Here is a 22,015-nt window from a genome sequence, read left to right on the forward strand (position 1 = left end):
CCACAGGACCACAGGACCACAGGACCACAGGACCACAGGACCACAGGACCACAGGACCACAGGACCACAGGACCACAGGACCACAGGACCACAGGACCATTTTAAAACTCTCAAGGATCCCCCATGCTTCAAGGATGTAAAAAACTCATCACCGCTAGTGCCTTACTTCTCCTAGCTTTTCCTTCTATCGCGACGGTTCTGTCGGTTGGTTTGTCGGTATCGTTGCCGCAGCAAAGCATTCGTTTGGATTACAACCAGCCCACGCGTTTGGAGCAGGTATTAAAAGACACTCAGTTGCAGGCCAGTAACCAACAACAGCAACTCGAGCCATTACAAGCGCAACTGTTTGATCTGCAAAAACAAGCGTTAATTGACGAACAAAAGCGCAGCGTGTTGAACAAGCTGCAACAATTACACCTTGAAGAGCCGAAAATTGGCGCAGATAAAGTGATCGCGCAGATTGAAGCCGCCGAGTTTAAATACAGGGAATTTACCCCCCTTGACTATGATGTAGTGCAGTCACAACTAAAACAAAATCCATTACTCGATGGGCAGTATCAGCTCAATATCACCACCAGAGACCCTCATCTTTATTGGTTTGGCGCGGTAAAACGCAGCGAGCAACTGCGACTACGCTCACAATGGTTTTTGGCCGACTATTTCAGGGCGCAGGGTAAGCTAAGACTAGACAGTGCGAGCACCAGCCAAGCATTGATCATTCAGCCCGATGGGCATATCGACACCGCTGATTATGGTAATTGGAATTTTAAACCACACTTCTTAGCGCCGGGGGCGTTAGTCTTGGTGCCGTTTGACTCACTGCCATCACAATACGCCTCACTTAACCAAGATATCGCGCAACTGCTTCGTCATAAGGTAATCAATAATAATGAATAATAAAGCCCCTTCCTTACTGGCCTTGGCTATATCATCGGCGCTAACGGGTAGTGTGTTGAGTAGCGCGGTATTCGCTGACCCCTTTGAGCCTGCAATCCTTACTCCATCGCAGTCAGATTTTGGGGGCGTAGGGTTAATGCAAATGCCCACAGGCCGAATGGCGCGTGAAGGCGAGTTTAGTATTAATGGTAATTGGAATAATGATTACCATAAATACAGCATTAGCTTACAGTTGATGCCTTGGCTGGAAACCACAGTACGCTACACCATTGTTCAGGGGATCCCTTACAGCAATGATCCGGGTTTTAGTGGTGATACCGATTGGGCTGATAAAGGCATCGACTTTAAAATTCGTTTATTAGAAGAAGGTGACTACCTGCCAGAAACGTCGGTCGGCTTTCGCGATTTTGGCGGAACCGGGTTATTTGATGGCGAGTTTGTTGCCGCCACTAAACGTTATGGCAATCTAGACTTTACCCTTGGAATGGGCTGGGGCTATTTAGGCACCAGAGACAACATCCCCAATCCATTTTGCCATGTTAGCGATGGGTTCTGCACGAGACCAAGTGACACAAAAGGCGGCGGAGGGCAAACCAACTATGAGCGCTGGTTTAGAGGCCCTGCGGCACTATTTGGTGGCGTAGAATACCAAACACCATGGCAACCGCTGCGCTTTAAATTAGAGTATGACAGTAATAACTACTCCCAAGATGCCCCTCATGTTCAAGGATACAGTGACATGACCCCTGCCACACCGTGGAACGTGGGCGCATTGTATCGTCTTGGAGATTGGGGGGATGCACGGGTGAGCTATGAGCGAGGCAACACACTCGCTCTTGGCGTGACCCTTCGTACCAATTTTAACGACATGAAAGCCGTTTGGTTAGATGAGCCAGAAGTACAACCAAGGCCAAATGACGCCGCCCAAAGCGTAGAAGATGTAGATTGGCCGCAGCTAGCAAACCAGCTAGAAAGTAATGCCGGTTACAAGGAAGCGACTATTGCCATTGATGGTGATAAAGCCATCGTGACAGCGAGTCAAAGCAAATATCGCGACCGAGTAGAGGCGCAAGAGCGCGCTGCCGCGATTCTAAGTAATACCCTGCCAAGCAACATTGAAACGTATGAAATTGTTGAGACTGCAGAAAACATTCCAGTGATGTCCACCACCATTGATGCGAAAACCTACCAAACCATCGCCCTAAAACAAAGCATTGATAAAAGCTTTATCGACGCCGCTACAGGGCGAGAAGAGATTGACTTAAGCGACAGTGCGACTAAGAAAACCGTGTATGACGGCTTTGATGCCTTCGATTACCACGTATCGCCCACATTAGCGCAATCTTTTGGTTCGGCTGAAAATTTCTACCTGTTTGAAATTGGTGTAGACGTAGGCGCAGAGTACTGGCTAACTCGTAATTTTAACGTGTCTGGTGGCATTCACTTTAATGTAGTAGATAACTACGACAGTTTTAACTACGAAGTGCCACCCGATGGCACCGATGTCCCAAGGGTACGCACCTTGTTTCGCTCCTACGTAACCGATAACCCGGTACGCATGAACAACCTGCAATTAACCTGGTTAGATGAGCTGGGCAACGGATTTTACAGCCAAGCGTATGGCGGCTACTTAGAAAGCATGTTCGCAGGCGCGGGGGGCGAGGTGTTATATCGCCCACTGAACCAAAACTGGGCCATAGGCGCGGATGTTAACCTTGTCTCGCAGCGAGACCCCAATAGTTGGTTTGGCATATTCACCGAAGAGCAACAATACAGTGAACGCGATGGCCGTTACTACAAGGTACTCCCTCAAGGCACAACCGGTTTCCTAACTGGCTACTACATGCCGCAGTGGAACTTTATTGATAACACGTTATTAAAAGTGGGCGTGGGTAAATTCCTTGCTGGCGATTTAGGCACCCGTGTGGATTTCTCCAAGCAGTTTGACAGCGGCGTGATCGCCGGAGCGTATGCCAGCTTCACCAACATGAGCACGGAAGACTTTGGCGAAGGCAGTTTCACCAAAGGGTTTTATGTCTCCATTCCCTTCGACATTATGACCGTCAAACCAAGTGCCAACCGCGCTACCATTTTCTGGCAGCCAATCACGCGTGATGGTGGGCAGATGTTAAACCGTAAGTACCAGTTGTTTAATTTGACCGATGCGAGATCGCCGTGGTTGCAGAGGCCGAATGGGGTAATAGAGCGGGAATAGAGCGGGTTAAGAGCGGTCCTAGGTCCTGGGGGAGAACGGTTTAGGAGCGGGTTTCTAGAAAGGGGCGGTTTCTGGTTCCTAGGGGGGGATGGCTATACAGAAAACGATTTGTTGTCGTTGACGCGTGTAGCCTTACAAACATAACCCCGCAGAACCATTCCATAATCTTAAAGTGGGATCTTGCCCCTATTTTGTGTCGAAATTTAACTTCAATTCGACATGTTTTTATAAAACAATAGATGTGTACATAAAAGCAGCGATTGCAGAAACCTATCTTAAGTATTGATACGGAATGTGGTGGGCTCTTTAGGACAAAGAATCGTTCTAAAAAGTCTAAAATCAACTTGTCTAACACTCCTCTCACACGCTGGTTTAAAAAAAACTGTAATATCATATTGTTATGGTGAATACCTAAAAGAAGTGTAATGTGGTCACGTAAAAATATGGCAATAGAGTCATGGTTAATTTCGCAGAAAGAAACGCTTGATTTAGGTGAAGCTGCGATACAGCGCACGTGACTTGTGTTTCCCTTGATTGCAGCCGGGACAGTTAGGTATTCACTAATATTGAAGAAAACCAATGATTATTACAATTGTCTACAAAAAAAATCTCGCTTAAAGTCCGGCCTTTTTGGAATGGTAAGATAATGAAACTCAAGGGAATTACGTACTGTAAGTGGTCGAGTTCTAGTGACGTGTAGACAGAAGGTGCCGTGATATTGGATAGGCAACCAGTGACTTATTCATTGTAATGCTATGTTCAATGTGGATAATACCAGCCTGTCAAAAGTGACGATTAATCACTGAAAACAAACTAAAAAACATAAAGAACAGGTGATTTACAACAAAATTCGACGTTTTAGCTATTAACTGACGGGAAATGTCAGCCAAATAGGCTCATCACTATCGTGAATGTAACTTGTTTGGTTGAAGACTGGAGTTAATTGTTAGCAGCGAAGACCAGTACGGCCATGGATCGCAGTAAAAATGAGAACGGATGCATAATAGGGTTATATGCTTAACACCAACGGGCGGTAGCGTTTTAAAGCGCGCCATGATCTTCTTCCCAAATTGGTAAGCAAATATCATTACCCTCTTGAACTTGCAACATATCCCCAGAACAATAGACCCCAAAGGACAATATTTCCAGGAACTAGGAGCTTTTTCCTCATATTCCAGGAACTAGGAACCTAATCCCAGGAACGATAACGCCCCATGAATAACGTTAAAAAACTCACCATCACGGCACTATTCCCGTTGTTAATAGCTGGTTGTACCTTACCAGGTGGCCACATTTCAACTAGCGACAAAAACGTCATTCAGGCAGAGGGTGAAACTACCGATTTATCTGAGTTAGTGAATGTTTACCCACTAACACCAGAGCGTGTGGCATCATTTAAGATTCCAGAGCCGGTATCCACTCCTAATCCTAAATTGGATGCAGAGGTGGTTAACTACCAATACCGTGTTGGGCCGGGTGATATTCTTAATGTAACGATTTGGGATCACCCAGAACTGACTATTCCAGCAGGTCAATACCGTAGTTCAGCGGAAGCCGGTAATTGGGTTAGCGCAGATGGCACTATTTTTTATCCTTATATTGGTTTAGTCCATGTAGAAGGGAAAACCGTTCGCGAAATCCGTACAGAAATCACATCAAAGCTTGTTAAGTACATTGAAAGCCCACAAGTGGATGTCAACGTTGCAGCGTTTCGCTCTAAAAAAGTCTATGTCACTGGCGAGGTATCTAGCCCAGGTCAAAAACCGGTAACCAATATCCCTATGACGCTGTTAGATGCGGTGAATTTAGCGGGTGGTCTAGAAACCGACGCTGATTGGCGCAATGTCACGGTAACCAGAAACGGCAAAGAAGAGCACGTATCGTTATACGCATTGATGCAAAAAGGCGACCTAACCCAAAACCGCCTAATGCAACCGGGTGACATCATCCACGTACCGCGCAATGATGCACAAAAAATCTTCGTCATGGGTGAAGTGGGTGAACCACAAACGCTCAAGATGGAACGCAACGGCATGAGCCTGACAGAAGCGCTAAGCAGCGTAGGCGGCATTAAAGAAGTGGCTGCAGATGCGACAGGGATTTTCGTGATTCGCCCAACACGCGCCGACGAGCAAGATAAAATTGCCAACATCTACCAGCTGAACATGCAAGATGCCACCGCATTGTTCTTAGGCACAGAATTTGAACTCCAGCCATACGACGTAGTGTACGTCACCGCGACCCCACTCGCGCGCTGGAACCGTTTAATGACCCAATTACTACCAACGCTGACTGGTCTTAAGAACATCGGTGATGCGGGTAACTCTTATAGAGGGTGGGGGAATTAAGAGGAATAAGAGCGGACCTATGGTGCTATGGCCCTATGGGAAGGGCATGTCGAGAGGTGTAAGTGCTTGACATGCTGTGCGCTTGGTTTTTGCTAGAACCACAGAACCACAGAACCACAGAACCACAGAACCACAGAACCACAGAACCACAGAACCACAGAACCACAGAACCACAGAACCGCCGCTCCCCAATAGGCGAGCGCATGCTGGCACAACTGCTACCAGCCAAAACCGTGGCCTCCGCAGGCATCGCCAGCGCCAAAAGCGGCCTAGTCGGCAAACCCGCAGACAAAACGGCGATTCAAGTCGCCGCCGAGCACGGCGTAGACGTAGAAAACCACGCTTCACAGCAGCTAACTAGTGAGCTGTGCAAAGACTACGACTTAATCCTAGTCATGGAAAAAGGCCACCTAGAAGCCCTGACCAGCATCGCCCCAGAAGCCCGCGGCAAAACCATGCTCTTTGGCCAATGGATAGGACAAAAAGACATCCCCGATCCCTACCGCCAAAGCCGCGAAGCGTTTGATCACGCGTATGAGTTGATAGAGCAGAGTGCGAAAGAATGGGTAAAAAAATTGTAAGGGCGGGATGGAGCGGACCTATGGACCTATGGCCCTGTGGGATGTGAACAAACACTTGCCCTGTTTTACTTTGGTTGGGCTTTGAGCAGAGAATGCGATGAGACTACTAGGGTTTGAACAGTTAGAAGTATGGAAGAAAAGTTCTCGATTGACGGTTGATATAATACGGCAACTTGAACCTTGTAAAAACTACGGTTTTAAAGACCAACTTTCTCGTAGTGCGCTTTCTATTCCTTCGAATATATCGGAAGGTGAAGAGCGAGAAACACCAGCTGAATCTGCAAGGTTTTTGTATTACGCAAAAGGTTCGTGTGGAGAGCTGATTACTCAAGTGTATATAGGTATTGAACTTGGGTACTTTAGCAAAGAGCAAGGGCTCATATTTATAAACGAGGCGAAGCATATCTCCGTGATGTTAGCTAAGCTCATCAAACTCAGAAAGGGTGTCGTAAAATGAGTGTCATTTAGGCTTGTATTTGACGTCCAGCACGAAAAAATGGACCACAGGACCACAGGACCACAGGACCACAGGACCACAGGACCACAGGACCACAGGACCACAGGACCACAGGACCACAGGACCACAGGACCACAGGACCACAGGACCACAGGACCACAGGACCATTTACCCTTTAACCGCTTAAACTCCGGAACCTATTCCCCAATGCAGAACCCAAAACCATCCCAAAACTCCGTTTCTTCCCCTTCCGACGAAATCGATCTAGGTAAACTATTCGGCATCCTCCTAGACGCCAAATGGCTCATCATCGTCACTACCTTCGTATTCACCTGCTTCGGTATCGCTTTTGCGTTGTTATCTACGCCTATCTATAAAGCCGATGCGCTAATTCAGGTAGAGCAAAAGAGCGGTGGCATGTCTTCACTACTTAGTGATGGCTTAGGCGACATGTTTGCGCAAGAGTCGTCTGCTACCACAGAGATTGAGCTGATTAAGTCGCGTATGGTGTTAGGCCAAACCGTGGATAAGCTCAACCTAACAACGGTTGCACAGCCTAAGTACTTGCCTGTAATTGGCAAAGGCCTGGCAAGGTTAACCGGTGAGCAAGCCTACATTGATGTAGGTCGTTTAGAGGTATCTGAGCGATGGCATTATTTAGATGACAAAACACTACTGCTAGTACAAACCGATGATAACAATCAAGGTTTTGAGCTACGTGACGCGCAAGATAACGTACTACTAACAGGTAAAGCAGGTGAAATTTCGGAAGGTAACGGTTACCGTTTGTTTGTGACTTACCTACAAGGTAAGCAAGGGCAGCAGTACACCATAGGCAAGAAACCAAGAATAGATGCCATTACTGAGCTTCAGCAAGCACTGTCTATTTCTGAGCGAGGTAAACAAACTGGTATTTTGCAGCTATCTCTAGAAGGGGAATACAAACCGGTAATAGAGCGCATTGTTAACGACATTAGCCAAAACTACTTCTTACAAAATGTGGCGCGCCAATCGGCAGAAGCAGAGAAAAGTTTAGAGTTTTTGCAGGGCCACCTGCCGGACATTAAAACCAGTTTAACGGCAGCGGAAGATACGCTGAATCAGTACCGACAAGATAATGAATCGGTCGATTTAGGGTTAGAAGCGCAATCTACCTTAAAGGTAATGGTTGCACTAGAAGCGCAACTTAATGAACTTACTTTTAAAGAAAGTGAAGTCAGTCAAAAATTTACCAAAGATCACCCTGCGTATCGCTCATTACTAGAAAAGCGTGAAACCTTGTTAGGTGAAAAAGAGCGTTTAAATAGACAGATTCAAAAATTGCCGAAAACGCAACGAGCCGTACTTCGTATGACGCGTGACGTGGAAGTGAACCAGCAAATTTATGTGCAGCTGCTTAATAAAGTACAAGAGCTGCGCATTATGAAAGCGGGTACTGTGGGCAACGTGCGCATTGTCGATTCGGCGCAATCCCACACCAATGCAGTCAAACCAAAGAAACCGCTGATTGTAGTATTGGCTACGCTATTGGGCGGTATGCTAAGTGTGGCGTTTGTACTAGTAAAAGCAGTGTTCCATAAAGGCGTAGAATCCCCAGACGAGATTGAAGCGATTGGCCTACCAGTATACGCCAGCGTGCCTAAGTCTGACATGCAGTTACAGCTTACCCACCTAGCTAAGCGCCACAAAGGCAAAGACAAACTGTTAGCGGAAAGTAACCCGGCTGACCTCTCCATTGAAGCGTTGCGCGGCCTGCGCACTAGCTTACATTTCGCCATGATGGAAGCGAAAAACAATATTCTAATGATTTCTGGCCCTGCGCCAGGCATTGGTAAATCTTTCATTTCCACTAACTTCGCCGCAGTAGCAGCAAAAACAGGCCAAAAAGTATTGCTGGTGGATGCGGATATGCGTAAAGGCTACCTACAAAAGCAATTTAACCTTAAGTGGGATAACGGCCTGTCTGAACTGTTAAGTGGCAAACTGACTACCGAGCAAGTCGTTAAACCTACAGACATTGAAAACCTACACGTGATTACCCGTGGCCAAGTACCGCCTAACCCTTCCGAGTTACTAATGCACCCACGGTTTCAAGAGTTTGCGGAGTGGAGCTCAGCAAATTACGACTTGGTGATTATTGATACCCCACCGGTGCTTGCGGTAACCGACCCAAGTATTGTTGGGGCATTCGCCGGGACCACTTTAATGGTGGCACGCTATGGCCAAAATACCCTAAAAGAGATTGAAGTGGCGCAAGGGCGCTTTGAGCAATCCGGTATTGAGGTGAAAGGCGTGATCTTTAATGCGATAGAGAAGAAGGCGTCTAGTGGTTACGGGTACGGGTATTATAACTATGCGTATACGAGTGATGATAAGTAATACTCTCCTCGCGAAGGCGAGGATTTACATGTAGCGAGTGGAGAGTAAAAATGTTGGGCCTATTTGGGTCCTTTTGTAAAAGTAAGCAAAATCTTGGTTTTATAAGGAATTATCTAAAATAGGCTGTCTGAAAATGGAAAAAAGTGTCTCAGTACTATTTTAAAAACTGAGACATTCTTATAAGAAACTAGATATGACAAGATCTCATAGGCGACTTGTCATTAGGAAAATTATTAATAGATTAGGTTTAAAGACTTATGAATTTGTCAGTAGAAAATGCAAAAGTTGCAATTATTGGTTTAGGTTATGTTGGCTTACCGCTAGCGGTCGAGTTCGGTAAAAAAGCACCAACGATTGGTTTTGATATCAACCAAGTGCGCATTGATGAGCTAACTGCTGGTCGCGATAGCACGTTAGAGTGCAGTGATAGCGAACTTGCAGAAGCGGCTTATCTTTCTTACACCTCCACTCTTCAAGACTTAAAAGAATGTAATGTCTATATTGTAACGGTACCAACACCGATTGATGAGCATAAACAACCGGATCTAACACCGCTGATCAAAGCTTCTGAGGCATTGGGCACAGTGGTTTCTGAAGGTGATGTGATCATCTACGAGTCAACAGTATACCCAGGTGCGACAGAAGAAGACTGTATTCCAGTTGTAGAGCGAGTGTCTGGCCTTAAGTTTAACCAAGACTTCTTTGCTGGTTACTCGCCAGAGCGTATTAACCCAGGTGACAAAGAACATCGAGTGACTAACATCCTTAAAGTGACAAGTGGTTCTACACCAGAAGTGGCAGAATACGTAGATCAACTTTACAAAACCATCATCACTGCGGGTACACACAAAGCATCTTCTATCAAAGTAGCAGAAGCAGCAAAAGTTATCGAAAACACACAGCGTGACGTCAACATTGCACTTATCAACGAGCTTTCTATCATTTTCAACAAACTTGGCATCGATACTTTAGAAGTCCTTGAAGCTGCTGGTACCAAGTGGAACTTCCTACCGTTCCGTCCTGGTTTGGTTGGTGGCCACTGTATCGGTGTAGATCCGTACTACCTAACGCATAAAGCACAGAGTGTGGGTTACCACCCTGAAATGATCCTAGCAGGTCGCCGACTCAACGATGGCATGGGCCAATATATTGTCTCTCAACTTGTGAAAAAAATGCTTAAGAAGCGTATTCATGTTGAAGGTGCGAATGTTCTAGTTATGGGCCTTACCTTTAAAGAGAACTGTCCGGACCTACGCAACACCAAAGTGGTGGATATTGTCTCTGAGCTAAAAGAATACAACATCAATGTAGACATCATGGACCCTTGGTGTTCCAACGCAGAAGCGCAACACGAATACGGTCTAACTTTGTGTGAGAAAGAACAACAAGGTCATTACGATGCGATCATCATGGCGGTATCTCACAACGAGTTTAAAGAGATGGGCGTAGAGAAAATCCGCGCACTTGGGAAACCAGCCCACGTTCTATACGACTTGAAATACGTTCTAGACAAAGAAAGCGTAGACATGCGTCTCTAGTCTGAAACTTAAAGTTCAGGAGTCTGATTGAAGGTTCCTGAGTTTTTTATGATGAATGAAGGCTACCTCACTGCTGTAAAGCCTAATTCTCGTCATTCTGAACAGCGAGGAACGAGCGTGATTCAGAATCCACTAGCAAACAGCACCCAACCTTAACTACTTCCCCACACGGAAAGCACAATGACCAAATACGAACAGATCCAACAAGAACTTTTAGAATCACCAAAAACGTGGTTGGTAACAGGCGTCGCAGGCTTCATCGGCTCAAACCTATTAGAAACGTTACTAAAACTCAACCAGACTGTAGTGGGCTTAGACAATTTCGCAACTGGTCACCAGCACAACTTAGATGAAGTTAAAAGCCTAGTGTTAGAAGAACAATGGTCTCGCTTCACTTTTATGGAAGGGGACATCCGTGAGTCCAAAGAATGTAAGCAAGCCGTCCAAGGCGTTGATTACGTACTACACCAAGCTGCTTTAGGCTCTGTTCCTCGTTCTATTTCGGATCCACTTACCACGAACGCTACAAACATCACTGGCTTTCTAAATATGCTAGATGCTGCGAAAGAAGAGAAGGTGAAAAGCTTCACTTATGCGGCTTCTAGCTCGACATACGGCGACCATCCAGCACTGCCAAAAGTAGAAGACAATATCGGTAACCCACTGTCTCCTTATGCCGTAACTAAGTACGTCAATGAACTATACGCGAATGTATTTGAGCGCACCTATGGATTTAAGTCAATTGGCCTGCGCTATTTCAATGTCTTTGGCCCTCGGCAAGACCCTAATGGTGCATATGCAGCAGTCATACCGAAGTGGACTTCATCATTAATTAAAGGAGAAGAAGTCTTTATAAATGGAGATGGAGAAACAAGTAGAGATTTTTGTTTTATAGAAAATACGGTTCAAGCGAATATTTTAGCTGCAACAGCAAGTGATGACGTTAAGGGCAATGTATATAATGTAGCCGTTGGAGGGCGAACAACGCTGAATTCACTTTTTAAGAGCATTCAAAAATCGCTAATTATGAATGAAGTTGATAATAAAAGCGAACCTGTTTATCGTGACTTTAGAGCTGGTGATGTGCGTCACTCTCAAGCGAGCATAAATAAAGCCATGAAATATCTCGGATACATTCCAGAGTATAATATAGACGAAGGGATAGATAAAGCTATGCCATGGTATGTGAATTTATTGAATCGTTGATTATTAAACGTGGGATTTATAACAATGTGATTATTAGAGTTTTTATTTGTGTTTAGCTTGTTCCTTATTAATGAAAATTCTAAAGTTTTTAGGTTTGGATTGTGAGCTGAATTAATAATTAAAAATAAAATATATATTGTTAATTATCTTTTAAGTCAGTTTTTAATTATCGGTATGGTTATTTGGGTATTGAAGTGGGAAATATTAGCAGAGCAAAAATAACGATGTTTTGGACATTGTTGATGTCATTTTTATTCCACTTCTTCATGCTTCAGTTTGTTGTAAGTTGGGAGTCTATAAGTAGTGGAAATTTTATTATAGGGGATGATGAGTTTAGATATCTTACTCGCTCTGTTTTGTTATTTGAAACCATTGAAAACAGTGGTTTTTTATCTACTGTATCTGACTACTATAAATATACACACAGTTTGCATTGGGGGAATTATTATTTTATCGCTGGGGTTTTCTCACTGACTGGAGTTGATTTATCTAGTGTTGCCATTGTTAAAATATTATTGTTCCATTTTTTAACAATACCATGTTATTATTTTTTAGTTAAAGAGTTTTTCGTTAGAAAAGTTGCGATGGTTATTAGCCTGTCATTGATCTTTTATGTACCTTTAGTTTTGTTTCCATACACATTAATGCGCGATGACCTAATTTTTATGTTGACTAACTTCTTTATTGTTTTGTATTTTTCATATAAGAAAAACAAGAAATACAGTACTTTAATAGTAGCTTCTATAGTGTGCTTTTTACTCGTAGGTTTTAGAATTCACATGTTCTTATCTCTAATTGCCTTTGTGGTATCGGACCTCATTCTGTACTCCGCAATTTTAAGAAGACATATATTGGTAAAAATGACAATCTCAATATCACTAGCTCTGGTGTTTATACTTTTTTCTTTGTCTATATCATCGATAAATATTTATGCAGCGTTAATTGACTTTCCTGAAGCCTTTATTCGAGTTTTTTTGTCACCAGTACCATGGCTGGTTAGCTCAGAGCTTCCGACCGTTTTGATGCTTTGGTATTCCTTGGTGTTTATATTTATGTGTTTTATTTGTATAGTATTTTTGATGAAATTTATGTTTTGGAAGAGTATCTTACATGAAAACAAGCTACTACCCTTTTTAGTTCTGTTTTTGTGTTATATTTTTCCTTATTTAGCCAATGATCAGTTGGGGTTTCGGCAAGTTACAATCATGATGCCTTTTTTATTCGTCTTTGTGGTTTTCCCTGTGCTCGTAAATGGTAAATATTTGAAGCCGTGTTAGATTTTTTAATTTATAAGCCAGAGAGTATAAGGGGATAATTTGTTAATTAGTGTTATTATACCTGTATACAATAGTGAAAGTACTATTGAGAGAGCAATTTTTTCTATTATGAGTCAAGATCATAAAAACTACGAGCTAATACTTGTAGATGATGGTTCAGTTGATGGTAGTTATAAGTTAGCAGAGAGATTTTCTGATAAAACAAGCATTAAACTAATACGGATGAAAATAAATGGCGGGGTAAATGCTGCTAGAAATATAGGACTTAACCATATTTCAGAGAAATCTGATTATGTCACCTTTTTAGATTCTGATGATGAGTTTTTTCCAGACGCTTTAAGTAATATAAGAAAAACAATAGTTGGAACTAGTCGCCAATATAAGGATTATTGTTTTTCAGTGATTGACTCTGATGGTGTTATGAACAACAAAATACCGAGAGATGGATTTGTAGGTAATTGTGATGATTTACTGTTGAAGCGAGTAAGGGGAGAGTGGGTTCACGTTATTGATAGCGATTTGGTCAGAAAAGGGAAATTTAAATATGATGAAAGGGTTAAAAATGGCTTTGAAAGTTTGGCGTATTTAGATTTGCAAGAAAATAATCGATGTTATTATTCATATACTGTGGTTAGAAAGTATTACATAGATAATGTTAGCTTAACCAGAGGTAAACCAAATACTGAAAGAATTAATGATATAATAAAAGGATACGAGATATTCCTTGAACGCTATGGTGCGCTCCTAAAAGATCGTTTTAAGTCAGATTATTATAAAACCTTGTCTATGAAAATGAGATGTCAACTAGGTATTAAGTCTATTGATTTTATGGATATTTTTAAGTGCATATTAAAATACCCCTTCGAGTTGAGATTTTATCAATGTTTATTGTTAGAGTTTAGAAATAGAATTAAATAATTCCCATTGGAGTAGCAGTGTTAAGGTTAATATTTAAGACCAGCTTTGTTAGGTATATATCACTTTTAGTTAACTTCATTATTCTTCTTGTTGTGTCTCGAAGTTTAGGTCCTGAGCTTCGAGGAGAAATATCATATTATTTCTCTGTCTCGTCTATTATTGCTTTGTTGAGTAGTTTTTCTGTTCATAATACTATACACAATTCTAAAGGGGTTAGTAAAATTGAGCCCACAATCCTCTTAGGTTGTTGCTTATTAATATCTTTACTAATTTCACTCGGTATTATATTCTCGTTATGGCTAGTGAAAGTTAATTATAATGTCGAGAGTGTGTTTTTATTGTTCCTTTTGATATTTTTAACATTGGCAGAGTGGTTTAGTGTCCAGTTGTGCGCTTATTATGAGAAAATAAACAATTACAATTATTTATTAATGTCATCTTCTTTTGTTCAACTCTCATTAGTAATAGCTTGGCTAACACTTGACGCTATGAGTATTGACTTGTATTTCCTTTCATTTGTTTTAGCTAAAATCGTTTTGGTTGTTGGTGTGGCTTTTTATTTGAAGGCCACATTTATAAACCCAAAGGTTATCTTATTAAAAAAGCAGATTGTACGTTCTTATTTTAGCGGTTCTAAACTCTATTTTGGGTCATTAGGGCAAATGCTAATATCTCAGATAGGTGTTCTTTATTTGGGGGGGGGGGTTGGTGACTTGTCAGCCACAGGTAATTTGTCTGTGGCCAATAGTATGATTGCAATGTTCATTGTGTTCTCTCAATCAGTTGGATTTGTTTTTCTGTCTAATGCAAAGTCCCAAAATAGTTGGTTTCAACAGCGGAAATTCATTCTGCTTTCACTTCCATTTTTAATTGTATGTGTGATTATTTCATATATATTTTCCCCAGCTATTTTTCGTATTTTTGGTGATGGCTATGAAAATGCGGCTTTATTATTTCGTATTATAGTAATCACTTCACCGATCATTATGGTTAAATATATGTTAGAAAGTCAGATGTTATCAAATGGATTGTTCTATCAACTATCTACGTCCACCATTTTTGTTACTATTGGAGCTTTGTTTTTTAATTTATATTTTATTCCTATCTACTCCGACATTGGAGCTGCAATAGCTATTTCTTTAACTCAGTTGTTATATGTTCCTTTAATTATATATGCATTCATTAAATTGAAGTGATGTGATGTGGTTTCGATATTGATAATATAAGTACAGTTTAATGGGGGCGTTATGTCCGTAATTTTTGTTTTACCCACAGATACCCTCGCGGGTGCTGAGTTAACATTGAAAAGAATAGCTAAGTATCTATGTGAGAATGACTACGATGTGCATGTTATATTCATGTCTAAAGGCGATAATGGAAACTGGGATGATATTCCAGCAAATAAAGTTTACTTGAAAGCAAAAAGAGAAAGGTTCGGAATTTTTCTTTTACTTTTTGAAATTTTAAAAATAAGATTTAGAGGGGTTGAGTTTGAATATTCCTTTAGTTCTCATGTACACTGTAACGCATTTATTAGTTTATTTAGACGCGTAGGGCTATTAACTGTAAAAAAGCAAATATCTAGAGAATCGACTAATATTTTTAGTTGTTTTTCTGGTTCTAAATTATTCACATTCAGAATTTTGTATCATTTATATACTAACGACCTATATATGATATTCCAAACGAAAAGAATGCAGAACGAGCTTTTTGATAACATTCCAAGGTTAAGTAAGCGAAAATCACTTGTTTTACACAATCCAATAGACTTTACTGATGTACATCGTAAATCTTTTCTCGATAAGGACACACAAGGAGAGTTTGAGATTGTAGCTGTCGGTCGCCTTGTTCGAGAAAAGGGTTATGAATACTTACTAGAGGCTTTTAGCTTGTTGGATCGTAAAGATTATACCCTCAGAATTATCGGTTCAGGGCCTTTGATGAGCGAGCTTGTATCCCTCGCTATAAACTTGGGAATTATTGAGCGTGTAATTTTTATGGGTTTTTCTGACAACCCTTTACCTTATATCAGAAAGGCTAAACTATCTGTATTATCTTCAGTTAATGAAGGATTTCCCAATGTTCTATTGGAAATGATGAGTGTTGGTAATCGCGTAATAGCAACAAAGTGTACAGACGGGATAGATAGGTTACCTGGTATAACTGTTTGTGGAATTGGATCTTCACAACAGCTAGCAAATGCTATGAGTAGTAGTTTGTCTTTAACAGAATATGACGCTGAAAATATGAAAGATAAAATGCGTACGTATGTTAAAAGGTTATCTCCAGAAAAATACGTCGGAAATATATTGAGTTTTACGGAGCAATGATGAATTATTTATGTCTATGTTTATATTATCTAATAGGTAAGAATTTACCATCGGCCTCATTTACAAAAATAGGTGTGAAGTTAAGGTACTTACTAGTTCGTGGTATTTTTGAGAATGTTGGTAAAAATGTAAACATAGCAAGAAACGTAAGTTTTGGTAAAGGTGGAATAATCTCCATAGGAGATAACTCTGGAATAGGTGAGGACTCTAAACTTGTTTCCATGGGGAAGATTGTAATTGGGAATGATGTCATGATAGCTCCTCAAGTAATCATACTAACCGGAGGGCACGAATATAGCGACAAAACTCTACTTTTGCGTGAGCAGCCAAGTGTTATTAAACCCGTCAGTATTGGTAATGATAGTTGGATTGGCGCTAGAGTGACTATATTACCTGGTGTTAACATAGGCGAGCGAGTTATTGTAGCTGCCGGCAGTGTCGTTACGTGTGATTTAGAAAGTAATGGGGTTTACGCTGGTGTCCCTGCAAAAAAAATAAAGAGTCTATAAGTGAATTATCATTATATACATATAATCACCAATTTTTCCGATATAGGTGGCGCGGAACTGATGCTAATAAAAGCAATTAACGCATCAGGTATAAGACATCGACATACGATCGTATCCTTAATGAGAGTGTCTGATGAGTTAAAATCGCGTATCCATCAAGATGTAGAATTTTTCGAGCTGAAATCATCAAATGCACTTGATTTACTCAGATCTGCATTGTTGGTCAAGCGTATAATTAGTAATGCAGATAGTATCAACGCAGTCTATTCTTGGATGTATCATGCGAATTTTGTAGGTGCACTAGCAAAGATATTGTTAAAGAATAAGATAAGGCTAATATGGGGTGTCAGGCATTCTCTTGATGACTTTAAAGGAGAAAAATTAAGTACTAAATTAGCTATTATAGGTGGAAAGCTAATTAGTCATGTTCCAGATAAGATTGTATATTGCTCTATTAAATCAAAGGCGCAGCATTGTGATTTCGGCTATGGAAGTCACTCAAAAAGTGTATATATTCCTAATGGCTATGATCTGCCAGTAATTAAAAAACGAGACTTTGAAAAACGAGATTTTGTATTTGGAGCTGCTGGTAGATTTCATGATGCTAAGGATTATTATATTTTATTCAAGGCTATGGCACCTGTACTCAGTGAAAATCCATTGTTTTCTTTGAGAATCGCTGGAAGGGGAATGACAAATGATAATGTAATTATTCAAGGTTATATTAAAAAATTAGAAATTAATAGTAGCCAAGTGTATTTGTTAGGTCAGCAAGATGATATGAATAGTTTTTATCAAGGAATAGACTTTTTTATATTGACATCTAAAACTGAAGGTTTCCCAAATGTACTTGCTGAATCCTCTGGGTTTGGTTGTATTTCATTTTCAACAAGAGTTGGTGATTCACCTGAAATTATAGATCGAGCTAGGATCGTAGAGGTAGGAGACGCTACTTCTTTAACTAGATTATTATTTAGTTATCTGAGGAAGGAATCTAGTGACCTTTCACTTATATCTTACCAATCACAATTATATATTAAAAAAAGATTTAGTATTGACCAAGTTACAGAAAAACTATTTTCATTGCGGAATAATTAATAATGTGCGGAATTGCAGGGTTTTATAACCATCACCTGAACATAGAAACATCTAAGAAACAATTACGATCAATGCTTGATGCTATAATTCATAGGGGGCCAGATAGTTTTGGTACATGGTACAAAGATGGTTTACATTTAGGTCATCGTCGACTTGCGATACATGACCTAAGCCAGGCTGGCCATCAACCAATGACTAGTTCATCGGGACGTTATCACATTGTTTTTAATGGAGAGATCTATAACTTTGAAGACTTGAGAGATCAATTGCCTCCTCAGGGGTGGGGTGGCTCATCTGATACCGAAGTTATGCTTGCAGCTTTCGATGAGTGGGGGATTGTAAATTCACTCAAGAAATTCAATGGTATGTTTGCTTTTGCTGTTTGGGATGAGAAGGAGCAAGAGCTAACTTTAGCTAGAGATAGGTTCGGTGAAAAACCACTATACTACTTTATTAATAGCGGATACTTTGGGTTTTCTTCGGAACTTAGTTCTATAGAGTCTCTGGATGGTATATCTTTAAATATTGATAGAGACGCAGTTGCTAGACAGTTGGAAACCTCTTATATCCCAGCCCCTTTAACTATATATCAAGAAGTCAAGAAACTGCCACCTGGGTCTTTGATATCTTTCAAGGATAAAAAACTGTCAGAAATTAAGTCATATTGGTCTTTGTCTGATACGATAGTTGGAGCAAAAAACAACCAATTCACAAATGAGAATGATGCCATAGATCATTTGGAGTCTGTTATTAGAGATGCTGTTAAACTTCGAATGGCCTCTGATGTTCCTTTAGGTGCTTTTCTATCGGGTGGAGTTGATTCTAGTTTAATTGTCAGCGTAATGCAGTCGCAATCTAGTTTACCTGTTAATACATTCTCAATTGGTTTTAATGTCGAAGGCTATAATGAAGCTGTTTATGCGAAAGAGGTAGCCGAATATTTAGGAACCAATCATACAGAACGTTATTTTGAACCGGGTGATGCACTTAACATAGTTCCCCAAATTGGGCATATGTTTGATGAACCGTTCTCTGATGCTTCTCAGTTGCCGACTTATTTGGTTAGTGCAATGGCCAAAGAAAAAGTAACAGTATGCTTGAGTGGTGATGGTGGAGATGAACTTTTTTCTGGTTATAAGCGTTACCAATCCACACCAGATATTTGGAGAAGAATTAGTAAATTCCCCTGTAGGAATACTTTTGCAAAGTTAATAAAAAACACACCAACAAGAATTTTGGATATTGTTTTTTCGTTTCTTTCACCTTTAGCTGCGAATTATGGCAGGAAGGGCGCTATGGGAGCAAAACTTAAAACACTCTCGGGATGGATGCAAGCAGATAGTGTTGATGAACTATATGGCTTGAGTATGAAACATTGGAAAGATGTAAATAATATCGTTATAGGTTCTAAGAGCACCAAAATTTGGGAACCCGAAGCACCTACACTTGATAGTGTTATTGAAAGCATGATGTACCAGGATTCGATCAGCTATTTACCTGGAGATATATTGACGAAAGTTGATAGAACAGCCATGTCCGTCAGTTTAGAGGGGAGAATTCCATTACTTGACCCTAATGTTGCCGAAGTTGCATGGCGTCTACCAATGAGTATGAAGCAGCGAGGCAACTGCGGTAAGTGGGCCTTGAAGCAGGTACTGTATCGCTACCTTCCAGAGGATATGATGGACAGGCCTAAAATGGGGTTTGGTGTTCCAATACATGATTGGTTAAGGGGGGATTTGAAAGAGTGGGCTCTTGATTTACTCTCTTCCGATCGATTGATCTCTCAAGGTCTTGTGAATGTAGTTCCTGTACAGGCCGCTCTAAATAAGCATATATCAATGGAAGAGAACAATGCTGCGGTATTGTGGGATGTACTTATGTTACAGTCATGGCTAGATGCTTGTCCTAATCGTAAAGGAAGGCTGTGATGAAAATAACGCTTCTGGGAGCGTCCCCACAATCATTATATAACTTTAGAGGCGAATTGCTAAAATTACTCTCTGATAAAATGCATCAAGTAACTGCAATGGCAACAGGTGCAACTCAATACGAAAAGGAGATAATAGCGAATTATGCTAATTTGTATATTGATTACCCTGTAAAGCGTAACGGCTTAAACCCCATAGAAGATGTTTTTACTCTTCTTTCCCTTTTTATGCTGTTTAGAAAAAGTAAACCAGATATACTAATGGCTTATACAATTAAACCGATTATTTGGGGGGGGATTGCATCACGGCTCACTAAGGTCAATTCTTTTTATGCACTGGTAACCGGCCTAGGCTTTGCTTTCCAGAAAGGATCAGTATATAGACGTTTACTAAACATAATAATTAGGTTTCTTTACAGATTTGCTTTGAAAAACTCTACATGCGTCATATTCCAAAATCGAGATAATCTTCAAGTTTTTGTAGATGAGGGAATTGTTTCCCAGGATAAATGTTTCCTTGTTAATGGTTCTGGTGTTGACCTCAGCCATTACAAAGTGTCCCCTTTATCTCTAAAACCCCACTTTTTACTTATTGCTCGTTTACTTGGCGACAAAGGTATTCGTGAATATGTAAAAGCAGCAGAGATAGTTAAACAAAAGTACCCTGAAGCCGTCTTTGAGCTTGTGGGACCGGAAGACCCTTCTCCTGATGGTATTAAGTTTGATGAGGTCAAAAAATGGGTTTCTTCTGGTGTTATTGAATATAGCGGTGCAACAAAAGATGTTCGCCCTTTTATTGAAAACTGTTCGATCTACGTATTGCCTTCTTACCATGAAGGAATGCCACGTACTGTATTAGAAGCAATGGCCATGGGCCGCCCGATTCTAACCACGGATGTTCCTGGTTGTCGTGAAACCGTTGTTAATGGAGATAATGGTTGGTTAGTCGAGAAGGCGAATGTCGAGCAACTCGCAGAACGTATGACTTGGTTTATAGAAAACCAAGAGCAATGGTCAGTGATGGGCGAGAAAAGTCACACTATGGCAAACGAGAAGTTCGATGTTCATAAAGTGAATGCCGAAATCCTAAAAATTATGGGGCTTGCTGATGAAAAGACTGTTTGATTTTCTTGCGTCTCTTATCGCACTTATCTTGTTAGTTCCTGTTATTGCTTTCGTCGCTTGGAAAATTCGTAAAAACCTTGGCTCTCCCGTTTTATTTCGTCAAACTCGCCCTGGATTGAATGGAAAGCCATTTGAAATGGTGAAGTTTCGCAGTATGAAAGATGCGGTTGATGCTAATGGCAATCCGCTACCGGACGGCGAACGTATGACACCATTTGGTGACAAGTTACGTTCAAGTAGCCTAGATGAGTTACCAGGCCTTTGGAACGTTTTGAAAGGGGACATGAGTTTAGTCGGCCCTCGTCCTTTATTGGTGCAATATCTTCCTCTTTACAACAAAGAGCAAGCCCGCCGCCATAATGTTCGCCCTGGAATTACGGGGTGGGCTCAAATTAATGGTCGTAATGCTATTAGTTGGGAACAAAAATTTGAGTATGATGTTTGGTATGTAGAAAACCAATCCTTATGGTTAGACATCAAAATATTGCTCTTAACCGTAAAAAAAGTTTTTATTAAAGAAGATATCTCTGCGGACGGAGAAGCTACAATGTCAGAGTTTAAAGGTAGCACTAATGACTAACAGAAACCCACTTTATATAATAGGAGCAGGCGGTTTTGCTCGTGAAGTGTATGAGTACTTGAGTCATTCTACTTCTGAGGTGAGCGGGTTTCTCGATGATAACGTTGAAGCATTAGTTAATTATGATTACAAACATCAAGTTGTCGACAGGTTGTTTTCTGACGACTTACCTAAAAATGCAGTACTTGTAATGGCTATTGCGAAGCCAAGCTTAAAAAAACAGCTTTATTCTTTTTATTCTTCGAAGGGGTACAAGTTCAAGACGTTTGTGCACCCTACTGCTGTAGTAGGGAGTAACGTGAGTATTGGTGAGGGCAGTATTATTTGCCCCCAAGTTACCATCACAACTGATGTAAGCATAGGTGTGCTTGCTACAATCAATGCCCATTCATCAATAGGGCACGATGCAAAACTTGGTGATTATTGTACTTTGAGTGGGCACTGCGATGTAACTGGTCACGTGAATTTAGCTGATGAAGTATATTTTGGCTCACACGCTTTAGCCATACCGAGTGTAAAAATTGGTGCCGGTGCCATTATTGGTGCTGGTGCTGTGGTAATTTCCAAAGTGAAAGCAGGGTCCACAATGTTTGGTAACCCAGCAAAAAAAATCAAATAGAAACGGAG

Annotated in this window: 18 protein-coding genes; all 18 read left to right on the forward strand. The window is 41.0% G+C overall.

Annotated features, from left to right (window positions below; translation table 11 throughout):
• The first annotated feature begins 123 nt into the window (after positions 1-123).
• Positions 124-897, forward strand: a complete 774-nt coding sequence (locus L4D74_RS00005; protein ID WP_428750180.1) for a capsule biosynthesis GfcC family protein — start codon at positions 124-126, stop codon at positions 895-897.
• Positions 890-3,112 (forward strand): YjbH domain-containing protein, encoded by a 2,223-nt coding sequence (locus L4D74_RS00010; protein WP_428750181.1) that lies wholly within the window; start codon positions 890-892, stop codon positions 3,110-3,112. Before L4D74_RS00005 ends, L4D74_RS00010 begins: the two co-directional genes overlap by 8 nt.
• A gap of 1,214 nt (positions 3,113-4,326) precedes the next feature.
• Positions 4,327-5,460: a polysaccharide export protein gene (locus L4D74_RS00015; RefSeq protein WP_428750182.1), complete on the forward strand. Its 1,134-nt coding sequence runs from the start codon at positions 4,327-4,329 to the stop codon at positions 5,458-5,460.
• Positions 5,461-5,651: 191 nt separating this feature from the next.
• A complete protein-coding gene (locus L4D74_RS00020; RefSeq protein ID WP_428750221.1) occupies positions 5,652-6,041 on the forward strand; it encodes an arsenate reductase/protein-tyrosine-phosphatase family protein in 390 nt (129 codons plus the stop codon).
• A gap of 97 nt (positions 6,042-6,138) precedes the next feature.
• Positions 6,139-6,498, forward strand: a complete 360-nt coding sequence (locus L4D74_RS00025) for a four helix bundle protein (protein WP_428750183.1) — start codon at positions 6,139-6,141, stop codon at positions 6,496-6,498.
• 207 nt (positions 6,499-6,705) lie between these two features.
• Positions 6,706-8,877 carry a polysaccharide biosynthesis tyrosine autokinase gene (locus L4D74_RS00030; protein ID WP_428750184.1) on the forward strand — a complete coding sequence of 724 codons (2,172 nt, stop codon included), beginning with the start codon at positions 6,706-6,708 and terminating at the stop codon, positions 8,875-8,877.
• A 257-nt stretch (positions 8,878-9,134) separates the two neighbouring features.
• Positions 9,135-10,415, forward strand: coding sequence for a Vi polysaccharide biosynthesis UDP-N-acetylglucosamine C-6 dehydrogenase TviB (gene tviB / locus L4D74_RS00035; protein WP_428750185.1), 1,281 nt, complete (start codon positions 9,135-9,137; stop codon positions 10,413-10,415).
• Positions 10,416-10,595: 180 nt separating this feature from the next.
• Positions 10,596-11,621 carry an NAD-dependent epimerase/dehydratase family protein gene (locus L4D74_RS00040; RefSeq protein WP_428750186.1) on the forward strand — a complete coding sequence of 342 codons (1,026 nt, stop codon included), beginning with the start codon at positions 10,596-10,598 and terminating at the stop codon, positions 11,619-11,621.
• A gap of 182 nt (positions 11,622-11,803) precedes the next feature.
• Positions 11,804-12,898: a glycosyltransferase family protein gene (locus L4D74_RS00045; RefSeq protein WP_428750187.1), complete on the forward strand. Its 1,095-nt coding sequence runs from the start codon at positions 11,804-11,806 to the stop codon at positions 12,896-12,898.
• A gap of 39 nt (positions 12,899-12,937) precedes the next feature.
• Positions 12,938-13,816 (forward strand): glycosyltransferase family 2 protein, encoded by an 879-nt coding sequence (locus L4D74_RS00050; RefSeq protein WP_428750188.1) that lies wholly within the window; start codon positions 12,938-12,940, stop codon positions 13,814-13,816.
• 431 nt (positions 13,817-14,247) lie between these two features.
• On the forward strand, positions 14,248-15,012 hold the full coding sequence (locus tag L4D74_RS00055; RefSeq protein WP_428750189.1) for a polysaccharide biosynthesis protein: 765 nt from the start codon (positions 14,248-14,250) through the stop codon (positions 15,010-15,012).
• A 51-nt stretch (positions 15,013-15,063) separates the two neighbouring features.
• Positions 15,064-16,146, forward strand: a complete 1,083-nt coding sequence (locus tag L4D74_RS00060) for a glycosyltransferase (protein WP_428750190.1) — start codon at positions 15,064-15,066, stop codon at positions 16,144-16,146.
• On the forward strand, positions 16,143-16,655 hold the full coding sequence (locus L4D74_RS00065) for an acyltransferase (RefSeq protein WP_428750191.1): 513 nt from the start codon (positions 16,143-16,145) through the stop codon (positions 16,653-16,655). The genes L4D74_RS00060 and L4D74_RS00065 overlap by 4 nt, the downstream gene beginning before the upstream one ends.
• On the forward strand, positions 16,656-17,753 hold the full coding sequence (locus L4D74_RS00070) for a glycosyltransferase (protein ID WP_428750192.1): 1,098 nt from the start codon (positions 16,656-16,658) through the stop codon (positions 17,751-17,753).
• 2 nt (positions 17,754-17,755) lie between these two features.
• A complete protein-coding gene (gene asnB / locus L4D74_RS00075) occupies positions 17,756-19,684 on the forward strand; it encodes an asparagine synthase (glutamine-hydrolyzing) (RefSeq protein ID WP_428750193.1) in 1,929 nt (642 codons plus the stop codon).
• Positions 19,684-20,808, forward strand: coding sequence for a glycosyltransferase family 4 protein (locus L4D74_RS00080; RefSeq protein WP_428750194.1), 1,125 nt, complete (start codon positions 19,684-19,686; stop codon positions 20,806-20,808). The genes asnB and L4D74_RS00080 overlap by 1 nt, the downstream gene beginning before the upstream one ends.
• The gene (locus L4D74_RS00085) at positions 20,792-21,388 is read left to right on the forward strand and encodes a sugar transferase (RefSeq protein WP_428750195.1); all 597 of its coding nucleotides are present in this window, start codon (positions 20,792-20,794) and stop codon (positions 21,386-21,388) included. The genes L4D74_RS00080 and L4D74_RS00085 overlap by 17 nt, the downstream gene beginning before the upstream one ends.
• Positions 21,381-22,007: a NeuD/PglB/VioB family sugar acetyltransferase gene (locus L4D74_RS00090; protein WP_428750196.1), complete on the forward strand. Its 627-nt coding sequence runs from the start codon at positions 21,381-21,383 to the stop codon at positions 22,005-22,007. The genes L4D74_RS00085 and L4D74_RS00090 overlap by 8 nt, the downstream gene beginning before the upstream one ends.
• Positions 22,008-22,015 lie beyond the last annotated feature (8 nt).

Source organism: Vibrio cionasavignyae (genome assembly GCF_050337155.1).
In the GTDB taxonomy this organism is placed as follows: Bacteria; Pseudomonadota; Gammaproteobacteria; order Enterobacterales; family Vibrionaceae; genus Vibrio; species Vibrio nomapromontoriensis.

Excerpts from the sequence above, each read along its gene's own strand:
- L4D74_RS00005 (WP_428750180.1), top strand. The coding sequence starts at position 124 with ATGCTTCAAGGATGTAAAAAACTCATCACCGCTAGTGCCTTACTTCTC.
- L4D74_RS00010 (WP_428750181.1), top strand. The coding sequence starts at position 890 with ATGAATAATAAAGCCCCTTCCTTACTGGCCTTGGCTATATCATCGGCG.
- L4D74_RS00015 (WP_428750182.1), top strand. The coding sequence starts at position 4,327 with ATGAATAACGTTAAAAAACTCACCATCACGGCACTATTCCCGTTGTTA.
- L4D74_RS00025 (WP_428750183.1), top strand. The coding sequence starts at position 6,139 with ATGAGACTACTAGGGTTTGAACAGTTAGAAGTATGGAAGAAAAGTTCT.
- L4D74_RS00030 (WP_428750184.1), top strand. The coding sequence starts at position 6,706 with ATGCAGAACCCAAAACCATCCCAAAACTCCGTTTCTTCCCCTTCCGAC.
- tviB (WP_428750185.1), top strand. The coding sequence starts at position 9,135 with ATGAATTTGTCAGTAGAAAATGCAAAAGTTGCAATTATTGGTTTAGGT.
- L4D74_RS00040 (WP_428750186.1), top strand. The coding sequence starts at position 10,596 with ATGACCAAATACGAACAGATCCAACAAGAACTTTTAGAATCACCAAAA.
- L4D74_RS00055 (WP_428750189.1), top strand. The coding sequence starts at position 14,248 with ATGTCATCTTCTTTTGTTCAACTCTCATTAGTAATAGCTTGGCTAACA.
- L4D74_RS00060 (WP_428750190.1), top strand. The coding sequence starts at position 15,064 with ATGTCCGTAATTTTTGTTTTACCCACAGATACCCTCGCGGGTGCTGAG.
- L4D74_RS00065 (WP_428750191.1), top strand. The coding sequence starts at position 16,143 with ATGATGAATTATTTATGTCTATGTTTATATTATCTAATAGGTAAGAAT.
- asnB (WP_428750193.1), top strand. The coding sequence starts at position 17,756 with ATGTGCGGAATTGCAGGGTTTTATAACCATCACCTGAACATAGAAACA.
- L4D74_RS00080 (WP_428750194.1), top strand. The coding sequence starts at position 19,684 with ATGAAAATAACGCTTCTGGGAGCGTCCCCACAATCATTATATAACTTT.
- L4D74_RS00085 (WP_428750195.1), top strand. The coding sequence starts at position 20,792 with ATGAAAAGACTGTTTGATTTTCTTGCGTCTCTTATCGCACTTATCTTG.
- L4D74_RS00090 (WP_428750196.1), top strand. The coding sequence starts at position 21,381 with ATGACTAACAGAAACCCACTTTATATAATAGGAGCAGGCGGTTTTGCT.